General features: G+C 65.9%; 12 protein-coding genes. 2 read left to right on the top strand and 10 right to left on the bottom strand.

Going from position 1 to position 19,186, the window contains the following annotated elements:
* Positions 1–39 precede the first annotated feature (39 nt).
* Genes PIJ49_RS09445 through PIJ49_RS09435 form a run of 3 tightly spaced genes read right to left on the bottom strand, consistent with a single transcriptional unit; the run spans position 40 to position 3,256 of the window.
* A complete protein-coding gene (locus tag PIJ49_RS09445) occupies positions 40–951 on the bottom strand; it encodes a carbohydrate ABC transporter permease (RefSeq protein WP_271826442.1) in 912 nt (303 codons plus the stop codon).
* Positions 951–1,910, bottom strand: coding sequence for a carbohydrate ABC transporter permease (locus PIJ49_RS09440; protein ID WP_271826441.1), 960 nt, complete (start codon positions 1,908–1,910; stop codon positions 951–953). The genes PIJ49_RS09445 and PIJ49_RS09440 overlap by 1 nt, the downstream gene beginning before the upstream one ends.
* The gene (locus PIJ49_RS09435) at positions 1,907–3,256 is read right to left on the bottom strand and encodes an ABC transporter substrate-binding protein (protein WP_271826440.1); all 1,350 of its coding nucleotides are present in this window, start codon (positions 3,254–3,256) and stop codon (positions 1,907–1,909) included. Before PIJ49_RS09435 ends, PIJ49_RS09440 begins: the two co-directional genes overlap by 4 nt.
* 136 nt (positions 3,257–3,392) lie before the next feature.
* Here PIJ49_RS09435 and PIJ49_RS09430 point away from each other — a divergent pair, with 136 nt between their 5' ends.
* Entirely contained in the window at positions 3,393–3,836 is a 444-nt protein-coding gene (locus PIJ49_RS09430; RefSeq protein ID WP_271826439.1) for an SseB family protein, read from the top strand.
* Positions 3,837–4,296: 460 nt separating this feature from the next.
* On the top strand, positions 4,297–5,061 hold the full coding sequence (locus PIJ49_RS09425; protein WP_271826438.1) for a hypothetical protein: 765 nt from the start codon (positions 4,297–4,299) through the stop codon (positions 5,059–5,061).
* A 48-nt stretch (positions 5,062–5,109) separates the two neighbouring features.
* Here PIJ49_RS09425 and PIJ49_RS09420 read toward each other — a convergent pair whose 3' ends face one another.
* From PIJ49_RS09420 to PIJ49_RS09390, 7 genes are all read right to left on the bottom strand, one after another.
* A complete protein-coding gene (locus tag PIJ49_RS09420) occupies positions 5,110–5,904 on the bottom strand; it encodes a hypothetical protein (RefSeq protein ID WP_271826437.1) in 795 nt (264 codons plus the stop codon).
* 156 nt (positions 5,905–6,060) lie between these two features.
* Entirely contained in the window at positions 6,061–6,435 is a 375-nt protein-coding gene (locus PIJ49_RS09415; RefSeq protein WP_271826436.1) for a PH domain-containing protein, read from the bottom strand.
* A gap of 62 nt (positions 6,436–6,497) precedes the next feature.
* Positions 6,498–10,007, bottom strand: coding sequence for a TM0106 family RecB-like putative nuclease (locus PIJ49_RS09410; protein WP_271826435.1), 3,510 nt, complete (start codon positions 10,005–10,007; stop codon positions 6,498–6,500).
* A 329-nt stretch (positions 10,008–10,336) separates the two neighbouring features.
* Positions 10,337–12,814, bottom strand: a complete 2,478-nt coding sequence (locus tag PIJ49_RS09405) for a DEAD/DEAH box helicase (RefSeq protein WP_271826434.1) — start codon at positions 12,812–12,814, stop codon at positions 10,337–10,339.
* Positions 12,801–14,480, bottom strand: coding sequence for a site-specific DNA-methyltransferase (locus PIJ49_RS09400; RefSeq protein ID WP_271826433.1), 1,680 nt, complete (start codon positions 14,478–14,480; stop codon positions 12,801–12,803). Before PIJ49_RS09400 ends, PIJ49_RS09405 begins: the two co-directional genes overlap by 14 nt.
* A 796-nt stretch (positions 14,481–15,276) precedes the next feature.
* A complete protein-coding gene (locus tag PIJ49_RS09395; RefSeq protein ID WP_271826432.1) occupies positions 15,277–16,539 on the bottom strand; it encodes a hypothetical protein in 1,263 nt (420 codons plus the stop codon).
* Positions 16,536–19,049: a GmrSD restriction endonuclease domain-containing protein gene (locus tag PIJ49_RS09390; RefSeq protein WP_271826431.1), complete on the bottom strand. Its 2,514-nt coding sequence runs from the start codon at positions 19,047–19,049 to the stop codon at positions 16,536–16,538. The genes PIJ49_RS09395 and PIJ49_RS09390 overlap by 4 nt, the downstream gene beginning before the upstream one ends.
* Between the last annotated feature and the right edge of the window lie 137 nt (positions 19,050–19,186).

The following is a 19,186-nucleotide window of genomic DNA, read 5'->3' as shown; positions in this document are numbered from 1 at the left end:
AGCGACGGGCGTCGTCCGACGTCGGACGGGGACCCGGCGTCACCGGAGGCCGCTCCGTGACAGGCCCTCGACGAAGTACCGCTGGAAGGCGAGGAAGAGCGCGACGATCGGCAGGATCATGAGCAGGTTGACGGCCATGATCGCGCCGTAGTCCGACGTGTACTGCCCCTGCAGGGTCCCGACGATGCCGATCGGCACCGTGAACAGGTCCTGGTTGCCGGACAGCGCCACGAGCGGCCAGCCGAACGCGTTCCACTCCCCCATGAACGTCAGCAGCACGAGCACCGCGAGGAGCGGCCGGCACTGCGGCAGCACGACGGACACGAACGTGCGGAAGCGTCCGGCGCCGTCGAGCTGGGCCGCCTCGATGAGCTCGTCGGGCACCGCCAGGAAGAACTGCCGGGCCAGGAACACCCCGAAGATCGCCGCGGCCTCGGGCAGGATCACCGCCCACAGCCCGCCGTACAGGTGCAGACCGATCGAGATGAAGAACTGCGGCACGATGATCGCCTGCGGCGGGATCATCAGCGTCGACAGCAGCACCAGGAACAGCGCGTTCCGGCCGCGGAACCGGAGCTTCGCGAACGCGTACCCGGCGAGCAGGTTGCAGAACACGGTGATGGCCGTGACGACGACCGCCACGAGCAGCGAGTTCGCGAACCACCGCCAGACCGGGAACTCCTGGAACGGCCGGACGAAGTTCTGCAGCGTCGGGTGCTGCGGCCAGAGCTGCAGCCCGGGCGCGTACAGGTCGGCGCGGGTCGAGAACGCCGTGAGGATCATCCAGTACAGCGGGAACGCCATCACGACGGTGACGAGCACCGCGACGGTCAGCCGCAGCCAGAGCAGCTTGCCGCCGCGCTTCCGGGGCGACCGGGTGGCGGTGGTGCTCGCGGCCCGGGCGGACCGACCGGACGCCGTCGCGCCGGTGTCCCACGTCGATGAGGTCATCAGTCCGTCTGGTCCCGTCCGGCGTTGAAGCGCCACTGCAGTCCCGTGATGAGGAGCGTCACGAGGTAGATCACGATGCCGACCGCCGCGCCGTAGCCGAGCAGCTGCGGCCCGTGCTCGTCGAACGCGACCCGGTAGGCGTAGGACACCACCGTCGTCGTGCCGTACCCGGGCCCGCCGCGGGTCATCGCCCAGACGGTGTCGAACACCTGGAACGAGTAGATGAGGTTCATCACGAGCAGGAAGAACGTCGACGGGCCGAGCAGCGGGAACGTGATGAGCCGGAAGCGCTGCCAGCCGGTCGCACCGTCGGTCGACGCGGCCTCCTGCACCGCGGGGTCGACGCCCTGCAGCCCCGCGAGGTAGATGAGCATGTCGAAGCCGATGCGCTGCCAGAGCGTCATGAGGATGACCGCCGTCATCGCCCACCCGCCGCTCGACTGCCAGTCGACCTGCGGCAGCCCGAGCGTCGCGAGGAACTTGTCGATGAACCCGTTGTTCTGGTCGAACATCCACGCGCCGAGCACGCCCGTGGCGACACCCGACACGACGAGCGGCAGGAAGATGATCGTCCGGAACACCGTCCGGCCCGGCAGCACACCGTTGAGCAGCACCGCGATGCCGAGCCCGATCGCCATGCCGACCGGCACTGTGAACAGCGTGAACACGCCGGTGTTCCAGACCGACTGCCAGAACACCGGGTCGGTGACGAGCTTCGCGTAGTTGCCGAGGCCGGCCCAGCTCGTCCCGCCGAGCGAGTCGAGGTCCTGGAAGCTGATCACCAGCGCGTACACGAGCGGCAGCAGCGTGAAGACGACGATCAGCACGACGTTCGGCAGCAGGAACGCGGATGCGGCCGCCGTACTGGAGGCACGGAAGACCCCGGCGGACCGCCGCGGTCCGCGCCGCACGGCTCCACCCGCCGTGGCGCCGCCGATGCGCTCGGTCGCGCCCGTCACGCGGACACCGCCTGGTCGACCGCGGCGTCGATCGCGCGGATCGCCTGCTCGGTGCTCCGGCCGTGGAACGCGAGTTCGAGCTGGTCCTGCAGTGCGGTGTTGATCGAGGCGAAGCCGGGCACGACGGTCTCGCGCACGGCCGTCTCGGTGATCGTCGTGGCCTGCTGGGCGAACACGCCCATGACGTCCGGGCGGACCGCGTAGTCGAGCGTCTGGTCGGCCAGGGTCTGCAGCGTCGGGAGTTCGTTCGCGAGCTGGCAGAAGTCCCGCATCTGTTCCTCCTCGACCAGGAACTTGAGGAACGCGGCCGCGAGCTCGGGGTTCTCGGTGTCCCGCGTGGCGACGATGGCGTTGCCGCCGAGGTCCGACGCCGCCGCCCGGTCCCGTGGCATGTAGGTCGTCGCCCACTCGCCGCCCTGGTACCCGTTCGCGCCGTCCGCGAGCTCGGGCACGAGAAAGTCCCCGATGAAGGTCATCGCCACGGTCTGGTTGAGGAAGAAGTTGTCCGAGTAGACCGTGGTCTTGATGGTGTTGTTCGCCGGCACCCACCGCTCGTCGAAGAACCGCTGCGTGAACGCCATCGCCTTCCGCGCCGGGTCCCCGTCGACCGCCGAGTGCTGCAGGTCCTCCGTCAGCAGTGAGCCGCCCGCCTGGTAGAGGAAGCTCGCCCAGCGGTAGGCGCCCGCGGCCGTCCAGTCGTAGGCGAACGGGTACTTGTCGTCGGGCAGGGCCTTCCGGAGCTTCGTGCTGACGTCGGTGAACTCCTCCCGCGTCCATGCGTCGTCAAGCCGGTCCGGCACGGCGCCGATGCCCGCTTCGTCGAGGGCCTTCCGGCTGAATGCGATCGCCGAGGTGTCGGTCTGGTGCGGCACGCCGTAGGTCCGGCCCTCGAACTGCACGGCGTCGTACAGCGCCGGTAGGAACCCCTCCGCCTCGGACGCGCTGAGGTACGGCGTCATGTCGAGCAGCACCCCGTGCGAGGTGTACTTCCCGATGCTCGTGTAGTCGACCCGGAACACATCCGGAGCCGTGCGCGACAGGATGCCCCGGTCGATGCCCGAGAAGAACCCGTCGTACGGCAGCGTCTGCAGTTCGATCGTCGCTTTCGGGTGCCGTTGCTCGAAGCCGGCCTTGGCCCGGGCGAAGCCGCTGTTCTCGCCGTCGCTGCCGCCCCAGAACGCGAACCGCAGTGTGCCCTCGACCTCGCCGATGTCGGCCTTCGACCCGGGCGCCGCCGTGCTCGGCTGCGGTCCGTTGTTCGCGACGCACCCGCTCAGGGCGGTGGCCGCGCCGAGCCCGAGCGCGCCCGCGAGGAGCGACCGTCGGGTCAACTGCAGTGGTGGCACGGTGCTCCTGACGTGGAGGTGCGGACTTGCTCGGACTGTAGACGCGAGCGCCGACACCGGTGGCCGGAGTGCGCATTCGGTTCCGCTCCTCCGTCGTGGGAGCATGGCCGGGCACACCACGGCGGAGGGAACCCCCATGAGCAGCAACGACACGAGCGGGTCGGCGTTCGGCCCCGGTGCCGGCAGGACCGAGTCGCCCGCCGGAGCCCTGCGGCGCCGCATGGCATCCTCCGCGCAGGGGTTCCTCGGCAGTGCCGCGTGGGTGCCGTGGAAGCCCGCGGGCGATCCCGAGGGCGGGAGCATCGCCCACGTGATGATCCGCGACCTGCCGTTCGTCCCGGTGTTCACCGACCCCGCCGAACTGACCGAGGGCGTCCCCGGCACCGAGGCCCGCCCGGTCCGCATGGCCGAGCTCGTGACCGCGGTGCCCGAGGAGTTCGGCATCGTCGTCGACCCGACCAGCGCCGAGGACGCCAACTTCCTGCACGCCGACGTCCTCGCGGGGATCCGGGCGCAGATGCGCGGCGAGATCCCCGGCGACGACGCCGACGCCGAGGCCGAGGACTCCACCCAGGGCTAGGCCACCACCGACCAGGCCGGCCCGCCGGGGACTGGCCTGGCGGACCTGCTGGTTGCGATCTGCGGCTGACGATCCTGGTTCACGATCCCCGGCGATCGCGAACCGAGATCGTCACGCCACGTTCGCTGCCGGCGACGCGGTCCGGCGGTCCGCTTCCGGACGGGACCGTCGTGGACTCCGGAGCCCTCGACACGCCCCGTGTCGAACCCGGCACCCACCCAGTTCTGGGGATCGCTCAACTCGAGACCGACAGCCAGACTCGGACCGTCGTTGAACGAAGAACGAGGGGACGACGATGCCACTGGGCGGTCCGGGACCACGTGACTGGTCTCCTCCGGGGTACTTCGCCGACGCACCGTCCGGGCCGCCGCCGCGACGGCCGAGGTCCGCGTTCCTGACCGCCGAGCCGCCCCGAGGCGCACGGCGAGCCACCCGACCGTGGGCCTGGGCGGCCCTGGCGATGTTCCTCGGACTCGGCAGCCTCGTCATGGCACTCGCCGAGCCGCAGGAGGCCGGGGTCCAGAGCGGGTTCATCGCATCGACCATCGGTGTCACAGCCATCGTCATCGGACGCCGTCTCGTTACCGACCGGAGCCGCTTCGGCAGCGTTGCGCGCGCGTTCGGCCGCGGCGCGATCATGCTCGGCACCGTCGGTACGGCCCTCATGGCGTACGCGGTGCTCGCGTTCGGGCTCTCCACCGTCGGGGTGCAGTGGCCCGTGCTCTCGCTGCCGGCGACGCACGAGGGGCAGGTGTTCGACCCCGGGTTCCCGATGGCGGTGTCCTCGCCCGACGCGGCGCTGGCCGGTCCCACGACCGAGGAGCAGGAACCGGCAGAAGCCGCACCGGAGCCAGCGGCTGCAGGCGACAGCACGGAGCAGGGAGCGGCCCCGGCCGAGGCTGCTGCCCCGCAGGCGCCCGCGGTTCCCGAGCCGACGAGCTTCGACACCGAGCGGTCCGCGGTCGCCATGGGCGCCGGAACCCTGGCGTACGCCCTGGAGGGACGGTTCGGAGCCGGGAACTACCCGACCGAGCTCACGACGGCGAGCGACCCGGCGCGGATCGCCCTGATGGACGGAACGGGGTTGGCGCCGATCTCGGCGGGCGCGCGGGTCCTGTACCCGGTCGCGCCGGATCGGAGCGCATGGTCGGCCACGATCATCGGGGCGCGGTTCGGCGCGACCGCCAGCTACAGCTCGGCGGTCGGTACCGTCCAGGCCGGCTGATCGCCGGCAATCCTCAGGAGCTTGGTCACCTGCTGACCACGAACGCGCTCATCGCTTGAAGGTGCGACGGCTTGGACCGCCGAGATGAAGCGAAGCGTGCTCGGCGAAGAGGCTCTCCTGCTGGAGGGACACGGGTTCCACGCTGGAGCCGACCAATGCGCCAACAGAGTCGGCAACTGCTGGCGTGTCGGCAGGACGGCCGATCTTCACCTGCCTGTCCCTGACTGTGAGGTAGCCCCGCTCGTACAAAGAATCACAACCAAGAACGCACATCAGAACCGCAACGTGCTCGAAGTCCATGCGTTCCGAATCCGTCAGCAGGGTCCGGGGCAGGACGTGAGCGGCGACCAGAAGGGACGCGGGAAGCACACGGCGACAAACCGCGCACGGCGCTTCGCTTCTCGAGTGGAGTAGGTGTCGCCGCAGCTCGGCCTGCTCAACGCGGGCGGTGCCGCGGATTGAAATGTCTGTCGGGAGCGAGAGCGACATGAGTTCCGCTGTCTCGACGAGGTCGGGCGCTGCGGCGCCGATTTTGTCGAGCAGGGTCGCCGCTTCGGCTTCTGTGATGGTCGACAAGTACTTCTGAGCCGGGCGCCCATCCTTGCCGAAGGGTCGGCCAGGACCGCTCCCGACCACGTTGCGCAACTCATCGAATCCGATGGACAGCTCGGTCACGACCGGCTCGACCCGTACCAGCCAACCCTCATCGAGATCACCGGACCGAATCTTCGGGTACCCCGGTGGCCGCGGCGCAGCCACCCACGGCGCCGACACGCGGCTGATGGCGCGCAGGTACTGCCTGCCGTAGTGGAACACCACGTCGTCCCGCTGCATCGCTTGCAAAGGGAGACGATCGCTTCTGAGTACTTCCCGCCCATCAGCTCGGACGATAGGGCAGGACCAGAGTGTCCCCTGCGGTATCGCCACTCGGTAGTTCTTGCCCTGCGAGGCCCACCAGAACGTCATCGCTAACTCGTCTCCCTCGCCAAACCCGAATGCTTACAGCACGTGGTGCGCGACGAGCTTGCCGAGGTAGGTGATGTCGAAGCGGCCCTTGAACTCGAACCGCACCTTTCCGAGTCCGCTGAACCACAGGTCCAGCTCGGCGTCAAGGTCGAAGGTGCCAGCAGTCTCGACGGAGAAGGACTGCACCTTGCTGTACGGCAGCGATGTGAAGTCGCGCTTCTTCCCGGTCATGCCCTGCACGTTCACGGCGATGATGCGCTTGTCCGTGAAGACGACGAAGTCGCGGATGGTCTTTGCTGCAACGAGGATCTGCTCGTTGTCGAGGAGGAGCTGCTGAACCTGCGGCGCGATCTCCGCGGGGTCGCACTGCGCGAGCTTGAAGAGAGCACCGTTGCTGAAATCGATCACGACCAGATCCTATGAGTGCCGCTCAAGGACAAGCACTCCCCGCTTCGGGGGCTGCCACCGCCTCAGCGGGGCGGCTCGACCAGCTCGATGAACCGGGAGAGCAGGGACAGCCCACTGATCGACGGGGGCAGCCCGGTGGTGAGCGCCGGCGAGTACACGAGGTACGCCGCCCACTGCGCCCGGGACAGCGCCACGTTGAGCCGGTTCGGCATGAGCAGGAAGTCGAGTCCGCGCGGGATGTCTGCCGCGCTCGAGGCCGCGAGCGACGTGATGGACACCACGGCCTCGCGCCCCTGGAACATGTCGACCGTGCCGACCTGGGTCCCGCGGAGTCCGGCGCGGTCGAGGGCCTCGCGGATCAGCGCTCCCTGCGCGTTGTAGGGCGCGACGACGATCACGTCCTCGTCCGTCAACGGCCGAGTCACCTCGCCGTCGACCCACCGGCGGCCGATCAGGTTCTGGGCGAGCTCGACGACCCGTGCGGCCTCTTCCTCCGACGACGTCGTGTTCCCGCTGTGGACGACCGGCACGGGGTGGACGCCAGGGTCGAGGTCGTCGAGGTGCCGACCACTCACGATCGACGTCAGCTGCCCGTCGTACGACAGGCCCGAGACCGAAGCCGTCAGCGCGGGCTCCATGCGGCGGGTGTGCGCGAGGAAGTAACCGAACTCGGGCGGGAGCACGTGCTCCCCGTCCGCGAGCCACCCGAGCGCCGACTGGTCGACCGGCTCGGGGTGCGACCCCTGCGACACCTGGGGCAGCTGCTGCGGATCGCCGAGCAGGAGCAGGCGCTGCGCGGCGATCGAGGACGCGACGGTCGGGGCGAGCGAGAACTGCCCGGCCTCGTCGACCACGAGCAGGTCGAGGGAGCGTCGCGGGATCGTGCCCTCGTTCGCGAAGGCCCACGCCGTCCCGCCGACGACTCCCCCGGTGCCGGTCTCGGCGCACGACGACAGGAAGGCGGAGACGGCAGCGTTGTTCTTCACCGGCGTCCAGGCGGCGGCCTCGAGCTCGTGCTCGGTCGCACCGGACTTCGGCACCTTCACGACGCGGTCGGCGGGCACACCGGCGCGCACCACCGACGACAAGAAGTTCTCCGAGGTGGCGTGGGACTGGCCGACGACCCCGATGCGCCAGCCGTGCTCACGGACGAGCCGCGCGACGACGTTCGACCCGACGTACGTCTTGCCCGTGCCGGGAGGGCCCTGGATCGCCAGGTACGACCGGTCGAGCCCGAGCAGCGTCGTGACGACCGCCGAGACGGTGTCGTCCCCGGCGACCGGAGCGAGTGCGCCGCGCGGCGGGACCCGGCGCAGCAGGTCGAGCGCGGGGTCCGGCAGCATCGACGGCAGGGCGTCGAGGACCTCCTGCCCCCACTCGGCGATCGCCTCGGGCTGCGGCTTCGCCCGGGGTGGGGCGGCCGGCGCGAGGGCGACCGGGAAGTCGTGGTGGGGCTCGCCGCCGCCGACCGGCAGGCTCTCCTTCACCAGGACCTCGAACGCATCGCCGTTGTCGGCCGCTTCCAGCACGACCGCGCGAGCCGACGCGCCCTTCGAACCCGGCGCCGGAGCGGTGACCGACCGCGGGAGTGGGTCGTCGTAGACGAGGTGGGGCGTGCCTCCCGGCCGGATGCGCGAACCGGGCGCGAGGGTCCCGGACAGGCGGATCTCGCGTGACTGCGAGCGGGCACGCGGCAGCGTGTCCCAGTCCCGCTCGACGGAGGCGCGCTCGACGACGAGGACGTCGCGGGTGTCGGCCCAGTCGTCGACGGGGTTGCGGAGGCGGTCGAAGTGGTCCTGCCAGAAGGTCTTGGCCTCGCGGCGGTGGTAGTCGATCGCGGCGGCCGCGAGCGCCAGGGCGGTCTGGTCGGCGTCTCGGTCGAGGGGGTCGACGTCCGCGATCTGGGCGGCGAGGGCCGTGTACACGGGGTCCGGCTCGCGCTCCACGGGGATCGGCGGCAGGAGTTCGGCCTCGTCGGTCGCCGGCTCGGTCTGCGGCGGCCGGAGCGACAGCAGCCAGCTACGGAGCCGCAGTGTCGAGCGGCAGTCGTAGGCGTTGTAGTCGGCGACCTGGTCGAGCATGCGCTGGCCGGTCGCGGGGTCGCCGTTCCGGAGTTCCGCGATCGCCTCGACGTACGCGGTGATGCTGTCGGCGGCGTTCGTCACGTCACTCAGGCGGAGGTCCTCGCCCATGTACAGCGGCTCGAGCTTCTTGATCGAGTAGCTGCGGCTGCCGACCACCAGGGCCTTGCGCACGATCGGGTACAGGTCGACGAGGACGCCGGCGCGCAGCAGGTCGTCGACGTCGTCCTCCCCCACGCCGTGCCGGGCGGCGAGGGACAGCAGGTGCGTCCGCTCGTACGCCGCGTAGTGGTAGACGTGCATGCCCGGGTGCTGCGCTCGGCGTTGCTTGATGAAGGCGAGGAAGTCGAGCAGCGCCTGGCGCTCGTCGCGGATCGTGTGCGCCCAGAAGGCGGTGAAGTCGGCGCGGTCGTCGACCAGGCCGAACAGGTAGTCGAGGCCCCAGTGGACGCCGTCCTCGGTGTGGAGGGGGTCGCCCTCGAAGTCGAAGAAGACGTCGCCGGGGTCGGGTGCGGGGATCGCGTCGAGGGCGCGGGGGTCGTGGAGTTCGAAGCGCGGCTTGGTCGCGTGGTTGCTTGCGTCGCTCGCATTGGGTGCGGCCGCTCGGTTCCGCTCCGCTTCGGTCTCGGTCTGGAGGCGCGCTTGACGGACCAGCCGCTCTTGCGTGGATCGCGACATGCCGGGCACGGCCGCGGTGCGGTCCGCCAGGTCGTCGATCGTCCGCACCCCCTGCCGGATCAGCTTCGTCCGCTGGTCGAGGCGCATGCCGGCGACGAGGACCAGGTCGCGGTGCTGCTGCACCTGGGTCTGGCAGATCGCGCAGCGGCCGCAGCTGGAGTACCGGGGGTCGCCCCACTGCAGCTCCTCGTGCTCCTGCATCCGCTCGGCGATGACCCGCTCGAGCTCGGCGCGCTGCGTGCGGTACACCGGGGCGATGTCGGCGAGGTCGTGCGTGGTCGTCGTCCGGTCGCCGAGGACCAGGTGGACCTGCTCGCCGGTGGGGATGCCGTGCACCTGCATCTGCTCGGCGTAGGCAGCGAGCTGGAGCAGGGCGCTGATCTTGGCGTGGCGGGCGAGCTTGGTGTCGTAGACCTCGTAGGCGCCCTGGTCGTTGCGGAGGATGAAGTCGGCGAAGCCGATGAAGCCCGGGCGGTCGGGGGTGGGCGGCTCGTGGAAGGTCGGTTGGTAGAGGACGTCGGCGCCGTCGGCGAATGCGTCTCGCGCTTCGGCTGCTGCTCTGGCGTAGTCCGGTGGTGCGGGTCGCTCGAACTCGACGACGTCGCGCGTCTGCTTGAGGATGTCGAGGTAGTCGAGCTCGTGCTGGTCCCCCAGGCGGGCGGTGCGCTCGAGCATGTCGTCGTGCTCGTCGGGCAAGGGGCCGCCGCGGCCGAGCTTGGCGTCGAGGCGGCGGAGGAACGCCCACTCGCAGGTCGCCCACGTGCTGAGGTCGCTCGGGCTGAGGAGGACCTGGCGGTCGGTGGTGATCTGCATGCGCTCCCCCTCGTCAGTTGCCGCGATGGAAGCATAGGGCCGGGTGCAGACACACTCGACGATGACGATGACGACTGCACCCGGCCAGCCCATAGCGCGTGCGACCCGGTTGACCGGCGCACGGACCCCAAGTTCGCACACGCTGCAGCGCCCGAAACCACTTTGCGTCCCATCGAGCCCAACCTGAACTACCGCTCTTTGATCACCCCCGCAGGAGAGGAATCCGAATACGACAAAAACAGACGGACACAGGGGGCTCGACCAGGAGATGTCATTCGATCGCTCAACCCTTAGGCTCCACGATTCTCCGAAGGGCCGTCGCACCTTGCTCAGCTACCGCCAATATCCGCACTAGCCTTCAACCCGGCCCAAGTGCCGCCAGCTGCTTTCAGTGACGTTTCCGTCGCGAACATGTAGCGCCACTCTTCCGAGAACAATTCGGAGTCAGATGCGCGCCTCGCCCATTCGTTCGCGCTTTCCTTTTTGGCATTGACCGGCGCAGATTGAGCGTCCGAATCGGACTTTCCCTCGATCAGCCATAAAACGCCATCCGAATCGAGAGCAACAAAGTCCGGGAAGTAACGCACGTATCCGGCTCCGCCTTGAACAAACACGCCATCGGCAGGCTCGAGCCGCAGCCAATGCACGATACTAGGCGCAAGATCAAGAATCAGAGCAATATTGAATTCCGTTGCGACTGCGTCAAACTTAGCTAGGGCCATTGCATGTTTATACCAACCCCCAACAACCTCATGCCGACGAGGGGTGACGGAGCCTAGGTGCGCCTGCAACTCGTCACCGAGGACAACATCATTTCGATTGGGTACAATCAGTTTCTCGAGATCGACTGACCACTTGAGGGATTTACGATGCTCACTCGTTTGTGCGCGAATCACAGACACGAGCCCCTGTCTAGCACGCTCCAACCAGGGCTTAGTCCAATGTTCCGACGGTCCCGCATTCTCGAGATACCTATCCACCATCTTACTAACACGCGCAATCGTAGCGGGCGTCCGCGGTAGCTCGGGAGCGGCATCAATGACGGCCTCACGCAGACTCTTGATCACGTCGTCTCGGTCCGCCACGTCCTTGTGTGTGACCTGCAAATTCTCTTCGTCGCGCGTACCAATCACCATCCGTTCCTGCAATCGCTGACTCGTAACCTCAGTGCGTCGCACCTCGTCTGACTCAATACTTGCTTGATGGCGTCGCCCAGCAAGATCGATCACCTGGTCAGGAATGGAAACAAGTTCGAATGGAACCACATCTCTAGCAACCCTCGGCAGCGGAAAGCTGAAGGTCCAGTTCGGTGGAACGACGCGCTCCACAACGGACTCACCGTCACTCTTATCAAGACGACTACTCACTGACATCGCCTCCACGAGAGGAGCACCCGAGGAGTCGCTGACTAAGGCGATGGAGTCTAGTCGCTGTACCGATTCCAGTAGGCCTGGCGTGGACAGCCCTTCGGCTACACCCCATTTCTCCAACTCAGCGTCTTCCACCGCATCATCCGCAATGTTCTCCGGCGCGGGTGCGTAGCCTTGCTGGTCCACCTCGGCGGGCGCCACGGACTTTGCTTCGGGGAGCGTTCGCGCTGCTAGCAGATCCTTTTGCGCGAGCAGTGCCTTATAAGAATCGTGAGCGATTATGTCAAGGGAGTCGACCAGCGAGCGTCCCGTCCGAGTTCCAAACGGGAGACGTAGGCCACGCCCCATAACTTGCTCCGTTAAGGCTTGAGACGCCAACTTGCGCAAGGCGACCAGGACGGCAATATTGCTGACATCCCAGCCCTCCCGGAGCTTATTCACGGACACAATCACTCGCACTGGCGAGTCGGCACTTTCCACCGCTTCGAGCGACTCCAGGTCGTCTTGACTGGACTCGGAGGTCACAACTAAAACTGCCTCTGCAGACCCAAAGAACTCGCTAGTGGCAAGCATCGCACCGACATCATTAGCGTGATCGATCGAGGAGGCGACGACAAACAGAACGGGATGAACTTGCCGGCCTCGAGCTTGCGCCTCCAGATCGTAGGCTGCGGACTTCGCCTTGAGCACGTCGATGGCGTCTAGCAGCTGCAGCTTCTCGGTCGAGGTCCCGTTCGGCCGGTATACAATCACGGGTCGCTTCACGAATCCATCAGCGATAGCGTCGCCTAGGGTGTATTCGAACACCAGCTTTCCCCTGTCTTCGGGGTCGGGGGTTGCAGTTAAGCCGACAACATGCTTCGCTCCCAGCTCACTAATTGCCGCACTGAATGCCTTGGCCTTCGAATGATAGAGGTGATGCTCATCAGCGATTACATGAAGGCTATCCAACTTCTGCAGATGCTCATATAAACTAGAACCGAAGTCTTCTTGTAGCTTGCGTGTCCCAAGATTCACTCCCTCCCTCGACGACAGCAACTGCTGTATGTTGAATATGAAGATGCGGACGCGTTGAGCATCTTGGAGGTCAGCCGCTTGTGCCTTATAGGTTGACGGCGTTACGACGACTGGCTGGTAATCGGCACCCTCGATAAACCTCGGTGATCCAACTGTGAAATTTTGTTCTGTCTTCGCCTGAACAACTCGTCCCGGCGTAACGATTAGGACGTCTCGTATGCCCTGTTGTGAGAGATATTCAACCAAAGCTGCCATCAGGAATGTCTTACCGACGCCAGTAGCGAGATTGACAACTAGCTCGCTAGCTGAGCTCGGGTCGCTAAGCAATGAAACGAGCTTGTCCAATGCCTTCTTATTTGGCGATCGCAAACTGAACGCAGTAGCCACGCGCTCGACGAGAGCGGCATCATAGGTAAGCACGGGAGGCCTTCCAAAAGTTGAGGTAGTCGGGCGCCCGAACGACACGAACGGACGAGCGGTGCGCCGCTGCCCATCGTTGCGCCGATGCGTCCAATCCAGAAACCACGACGACAGCCGACTCTGTCGGTTCGAGTTCGGCTTGCAACTGACGCAAGTCCTCCTCGAAAACGACCCCATCGAGCACAGCAAGCCGCTGATTACCGCGGGCGCCAACGAACGGTCCATGCTGTGCACGGCGGAAGTTGAGTTGAGCGGCGACGTGGTCAGCGAAACGGGCTCCCTTCGCTGCGTCAGTGAGCACCGTGATGCCCTCAATCACGTCATACATCTTGGGTGCAAGTTGAGCAAAGGTGAACCCACCACCTCCCGTCCATTGTAATTTGGTTTCCATTGTCGTCTTGACAGCGTCGCGCAGCTCTTTGACGGCCGATGACTTGGATAAACCGAGCTCCGCAGCCATGGTGCGAAGCACCTTCCCGAACTCTAACGCTTGTTCGGGCGACAGCACGTCCAAGGCAGGAGAGTCTGCAGACAGTATCAGGGTCGACTCCCCACTTACGCCCCCGGTATCCGTGCCATCCACTACAGCGCGCAGGCGGGGAAGGATGAAGCGGTCCACGTTGGCCAATGACAATTCGCATGTCACCCATCGGCGGCGCAGCTTGTGGGCCGTCGCAGCGGTCGTGCCAGAGCCGGCAAAGCAATCTAGGACAATATCGTTTTCGTCCGTCGCCACTTGAATTATCCGGGACAGGAGAACTTCAGGTTTAGGGGTCGCGAAGACGTCTTGGTTCGGAAACAGTTGACGCAGATGCCGCTTGGCGTCTTTGTTGGTGCCCGCTTTGAATCTATCCCACCAGGAGTCCACAGGGATCGACTCTTCGCCCGCGTTCTGCGCGTACTGCTTGACGTAGGGCTGTAACTCACCGTTCCGTCCGTTCTTCCACTCGATTAGATGGGCATCGCTAGCGATCTTGTCCCGCCCCCAACGCCACGTTCCCTCCCGACCGTCGGGACGGATTGGCCAAACCTCGTCACCAGTCGGCGCCGTGATAGGAAACCACCCGGACGGAGCTTCTTCGCGGAGCGAGTTCGAGCCCCACTTTCGCAGAGGAAAAGTAGCATACTTACGTCCATCTGTCTCTGTGAAGGGGAACTTCACCTTCGCCTTCCCCTTCAAAGGCTTCGGTTGCCACGTCCCGCCTCGCTGCCGATATATGAAGATGGTGTCGTGAGAACCCGGAACGTGTTTGGCGTCCATCTTTGCGGCATACGTCTTTTGCCAGACAATCTCCCCCGCGTAAGCCTCGATACCGAAAACCTCGTCGAGAAGCATACGCATGCGATGACTTTCGTTCTCGTCAACATGCACCCAGATTGAACCATCTCGTCTTAGAAGTGGTTGAATCAGACGTAGACGCTCGTCCATCATTGTCAGCCATATCGAATGCTCCAGCGCATCATCGTAATGAGTGCCAAAAGCCCCACCGGTGTTAAAAGGAGGATCGATGTAGCAAAGTTTGATTTTCCCGAAATATCTATCCGCCAACTCTGGGACTTTGTTCAACGAGCGCAAGACATCTGCATTGTCGCCCACTACGAGCAGGTTTTCCTCAGCACCATTGTCCCCATCTTGCTCACCGATACGCCGAATGGGCTCGAGCAAGCGAACTTCCGTGGCTCTCGGGTCTGCCCTATCAACCCAGTCGTAGCCGTAGCGCCCCTCCTCGGTCGTTCGCAGCTTATTCCCCTTCCCGACCCATGTCATGCTGAGGGCGCCACTACGGGGGACGGGCATGCTGTTCTCGCTTTCAAAGTTTGACTTCACCTGAATTGACAGTGTCGTCTCGACTATAAGGGCGCGCGCCTTCGACAAGCCGTTGGACGACCGCGACCGAGCGAGGCACACCGGGGGCCGGGGCCTGGCGGCTGCCTCCGTCAGGCCCCGAGGTCGAGTGGTCCGACCAGCGCAAGCCCAACGACTCGGTCTGCGCTCCAACGAGGCGTCGTGCATGCAGACCGCTTCCTGACCCATCAACCGGCCGCGTGCCACCTCGACAGCAGTGTAGTTGGTTCAGCCGCACCAACCAACATCCCGGTGCTCAGCCTCACTAGGGTAGTAATGCGCCTCCCCCGCAGTTCTTGACCACCAACGCGGTCCTCAGCGAGGTGAACTCATCGTGCTCATAGGATGAAGTGAACTCGCACTTATTCTCAGGGACATTCGAGATCGTACGTCGCATTCCGATTGCACATGCGCCTACCACTGCGCCGAAGGCCGCACGTCAGGGTTGTGATGATCGCAGCGGACGTCAATCACCAGCCTCAACAGAATCAGCGAATGCGGCTATGACCTCGATGCCTCAATTCCGTTCGCGAGCACGGGTTTCATCCGGGTTGATCAGGGGTGCGAATGAATTGACGACTTGCTACCGAGGTGGGTCGCTATTGGCCGTCGTCCTTCAACCACGGCCGCTGTCCCCGTCCCGCTCTCCGAGCGCCCGCTCCGCGATGTCCGCCGCGATCTTTCCTGTAGCGAGACGAGCGCGACCAATTGCTGACGACCCGATTGCCTTCGCTGCATCCAGACCCTCTGTGCTCTCCTCGACTGCTCTGTCGCGGAACTCACCGACGGCCTGCAACCAGCGCTTCGCGTCCATGCCCTCGTGCCCCTGCCCGACCCCGATCCGCCTGTGGAACGTGCCGACGGCTGCCCCGACCTCGTTACTCGCTTGCACGACGGCACGGGCTGGGATCGGCTGCAGCAGCACCTTCGAGTTGGCCCGTGTCACCGCCGCGTCCATCCGCTCGATCAGCTGGCCGGTGGTTCCGGTGATCCGCTCGATGCGGTTCTCGCGGATCGCCTTGAGCGCGAGGCGCTTCTGGGTCGCGTCCTCCGGTGCCGCGTCGAGCACCCGGTCGAGTTCGAGCACGTCGAGGGTGTCCTGCAGCTGCAGGCAGTGTGCGATGACGGCGAGCCACTCGCGGACCTTCGGCTCGATGGTCTGCGTCGCGTCCGCCAACTCCCCCAACTTCATCTTCTTCTCGAGCTTCTGCGCCAAGCCGTCGAGCTGCCGGAGCGCGTACGCCTGGGTCCGAGCCAGCGTCGCGGAGGTCCCCTGGACCTTCGACCATGTGGCCTCGTCCACACGCCCCGAGGAAGCACGGCCGGTCATTGCGTCCTCGATGACGAAGTCCACCCCGATCATGTCGGCGAGGACTGCGTCCTGCTGATTGCGCAGGACGTCCTCGACTTTTTCGTCGATCACCTCGAGGTACTCGCCGAGCCGGTCGATCGACTTCTGGAGTGCCATCTGGTTCATCATCGTGCCGATGCTGGCGATGGTCGTGGGGTTGAGCAGCGACCCGACCGAGGCGAACTGCAGATTTGCGACGAATTTGCCGTCGGCCGCCTTCGCAATGCCCGTGCTCAGGCCCGTCTGGCTGTTCTTCACCAGAGCGAACTTGCGGGCGATGGCAGCGGACTCGTCTGCGAGTTGCACCCACTTCCCGGAGCTGGCCATCCCGGCAGCGGTGATCTGCCCGAGGCTTCCGAGTGTGGTGAGCGGCAGCTCCGACACCGCTGGCGAGCCAGTGTCGCCGAGTCCTTCGGTGCGCAGGAACTGTTCGACGGCGGAGGGTGCACCGATCACAGCGATGCCGTCGCCGTCGCTCACGAGCTCGATCTGGTCGGACATCGTGAGCTCCTCGTTGTTCTCGGTCACGCTGCGTGCTCCTCGTCGGTCGTGCGGTCGAGCACCTGAGCGAACCAGCGCAGCGCTTCGACGACTCCGTCCCTCGCCGCTTCGTCGGTCAGTACCTCGAGCGGGAAGGATGGCCGCTTGTCGATCCTGTTGTCCGGCAGATCGATCCCGGGAACGGCGTTCAAGCGGTTCCGGAACTCGTGACGGAGCGCGACGTCGTCGAACGGCGGGCGCACCCGGAGATGCTGGAAGACGACCTCGACGCTGCCCGCAATCGGGTAGATCGCGAGGGGCCAGTGCGACGGTCCGGTGACGGTTCGTCGAGGAGCGACCACGAAGGCGCTGCTCTCTCGACCGCCGCCGAAGTCGATCGTGCCGCCGAGCTCGCGCCACGCGGCGAAGAGCGCGTCGACAGCGCTCACGACGGCGGGCGGGTTCGCGCTCGCGAGTTGACCGTGGAACGTCCCGTCAGCGACCGGGTCGGTCGTTGCCTCGTCCACGACGAGGCCGATGCGTTCGGCGAGCTCGGCGGTCGAGAGCCGAGCAGATTCGTCAGCGGCGCCGTTCGCCCCGAAATGAACTCCCTCTTCTTCCAGCACTACACGTGGGTCGCGCTCGTCGTCCGCATCAGTCCAGCGGAAGCCCGACGAGATCGTGCCGCCGCCCTGCAGGACACGGTGCGCTCCCGGGATCGGCGTGCTGGCGAGGTGGACACCGAGTGGGACCGGGTGTGTGCCGACCAGCGACGCAACGTCGCCGTAGGAGGACCAACGTCCGGCGGGGATGGCCATGATCGCCTGGTGCACGAGGGACCAGTCGCGTCCGGTGGCGACCGGCTGTGCGTGCTCGTTCGGACCAACCCACTGTTCGATGATGCGGTCTGCGAACCACTCACCGCGGCCAGTGATCTCCGGTCGTCCCCATCGCCCGGCCTCGAGGACCAGCTCGTTGAGGGCGGTGAAGCTGCTTCGTCGGTAGTCGGTCTGCTTCGCGGGGAACGGTCGGTTGCTCAGCTGCGAGTTGTACCCGGTGAGCGTGAGGTTGCCGAGGGAGTGCACGAGCTGTTCGTGGAGCGCCTCGACCGTCTCGCCGTCCTCGAGGTCTGCCTCGAGTTCGGAGCGCCACTCGGGCGTGATCGTCTGCGGGAGGATGTGCTCGATCGTCGACTGTTCGACGTCGACCTCTTCGCGCGGGTTGATGGACTGGCTGATCCACTTGAGGATGAGCTTCTGCTGCGTGCGGAGCCCGCGGAGGTAGAACGGCTGGGAGCGGACGGCATCGCGGACCTGCTCGTCGGTCGCGAAGTACTTCCGCCCCGTCGAGAAGTAGTCGAGCAGCACGCGGTCGACCGGACGGTCGTCCAGCTCGCCGCACGCCTGCAGGATCGTCCGGTTCAGACCCTGTCCCGGACGCCCGCCGATGGTCCGACGCACGATGTAGGACTCGATGGCGTCGAGCGCGCCGGCCACCTCCTCCGAGGAGCTGGTGCCGGCCGCACGGCGCGCGAGGAGACGCAACGTCAGGGGAACGGTGGTGGCGGAGCCCCACTCGGCGAGGTGCTGCAGGTGGCGACGGACGGCCGGGTCCGGCTCGCGAGACGGATCGCGAACGAGGTCGAGGTACTCGGACAGTCGACTGAACCGCTCGATCTCACGCAGGACGGACTCGTCATCCATCTTGGCGAGGCGCGCCTGCTGGTAGCTGTAGATGTCCCCCTGCTTGAGCAGCGGCTCGTCGGCGACGGCATCGAGCCAGAAGATCAGCTCCAGGTCATTGACGCTCAGGCGTTCCTGCATCGGCAGCCACCACGACGAGTACACCGACTCGCCCCGAGACCCGAGCCGCATGAACAGGTAGTTCCGGACGAGGTCGCCCTGGGTGAGACGGAGCCCGGTGTTGTTCAGCGACTCAAAGATCCGGTAGACGTTGTCCTCGTCTCGAGCCGTGATCGAGACGAAGGACAGTCCACCGAGAACAGCTTCACGGATGCGCTCGATGTCATGCGCGTCGTCCGGGTCGTCTGCTAGCTCGAGCTCGCGTCGGAAGAACGAGTACGCCTGTCCGACCCCGGAAGCGGAGTCCGCTCCGACCGCACCGTCGACGATCGCGCGGAATGCGTTCCGATCCGCCTGCGTCGGCAGGAGTTTGAGGCGCGCATCGCCCGGCTTGAATCGGTCCGCGATGTACTGCTCGTGGATGCTCTCGGCCAGCATCGGCTGATCGGGCTGGTGGGCCCGCAGGTAGTCGCGGAGCGCACACAGCAGGATCGTCAGCGTCGTCAGGCGTTGCTGGCCGTCCACGACGAGGAACTCCATGCCAGTCGGAACGATCGCTCCGGTCGAGAGTACGAGCGATCCCATGAAGTGGGTGGCGCTCGGGTTGGTGCGACGTGTCTCCGCCAGCTCGACGATGTCGTTCCAGAGCCGCTTCCGCTGGCGGACCTCCCACGCGTAGGGCCGCTGGTACAGCGGCACCAGGTACTGCTTCGGACCGCCGAGCAGTTCCTGCAGCGTCATCTCACGCACGTCCATGTGTGTCCCCTCAGTCAGGGCGATCCTAGGGGCGAGGTCGCGGCTGCTCCATCACGCCCTGGCGAAACCCGACGAAACCGCAGACCTCATGCGGAACACCGCTGACCACACGCCGCGCTAGGGGCAGCACCGGTTTG

Source organism: Curtobacterium uvaldense, from assembly GCF_028307415.1.
GTDB lineage: Bacteria > Actinomycetota > Actinomycetes > Actinomycetales > Microbacteriaceae > Curtobacterium.
This window is presented reverse-complemented; position numbering and strand designations above follow the sequence as displayed.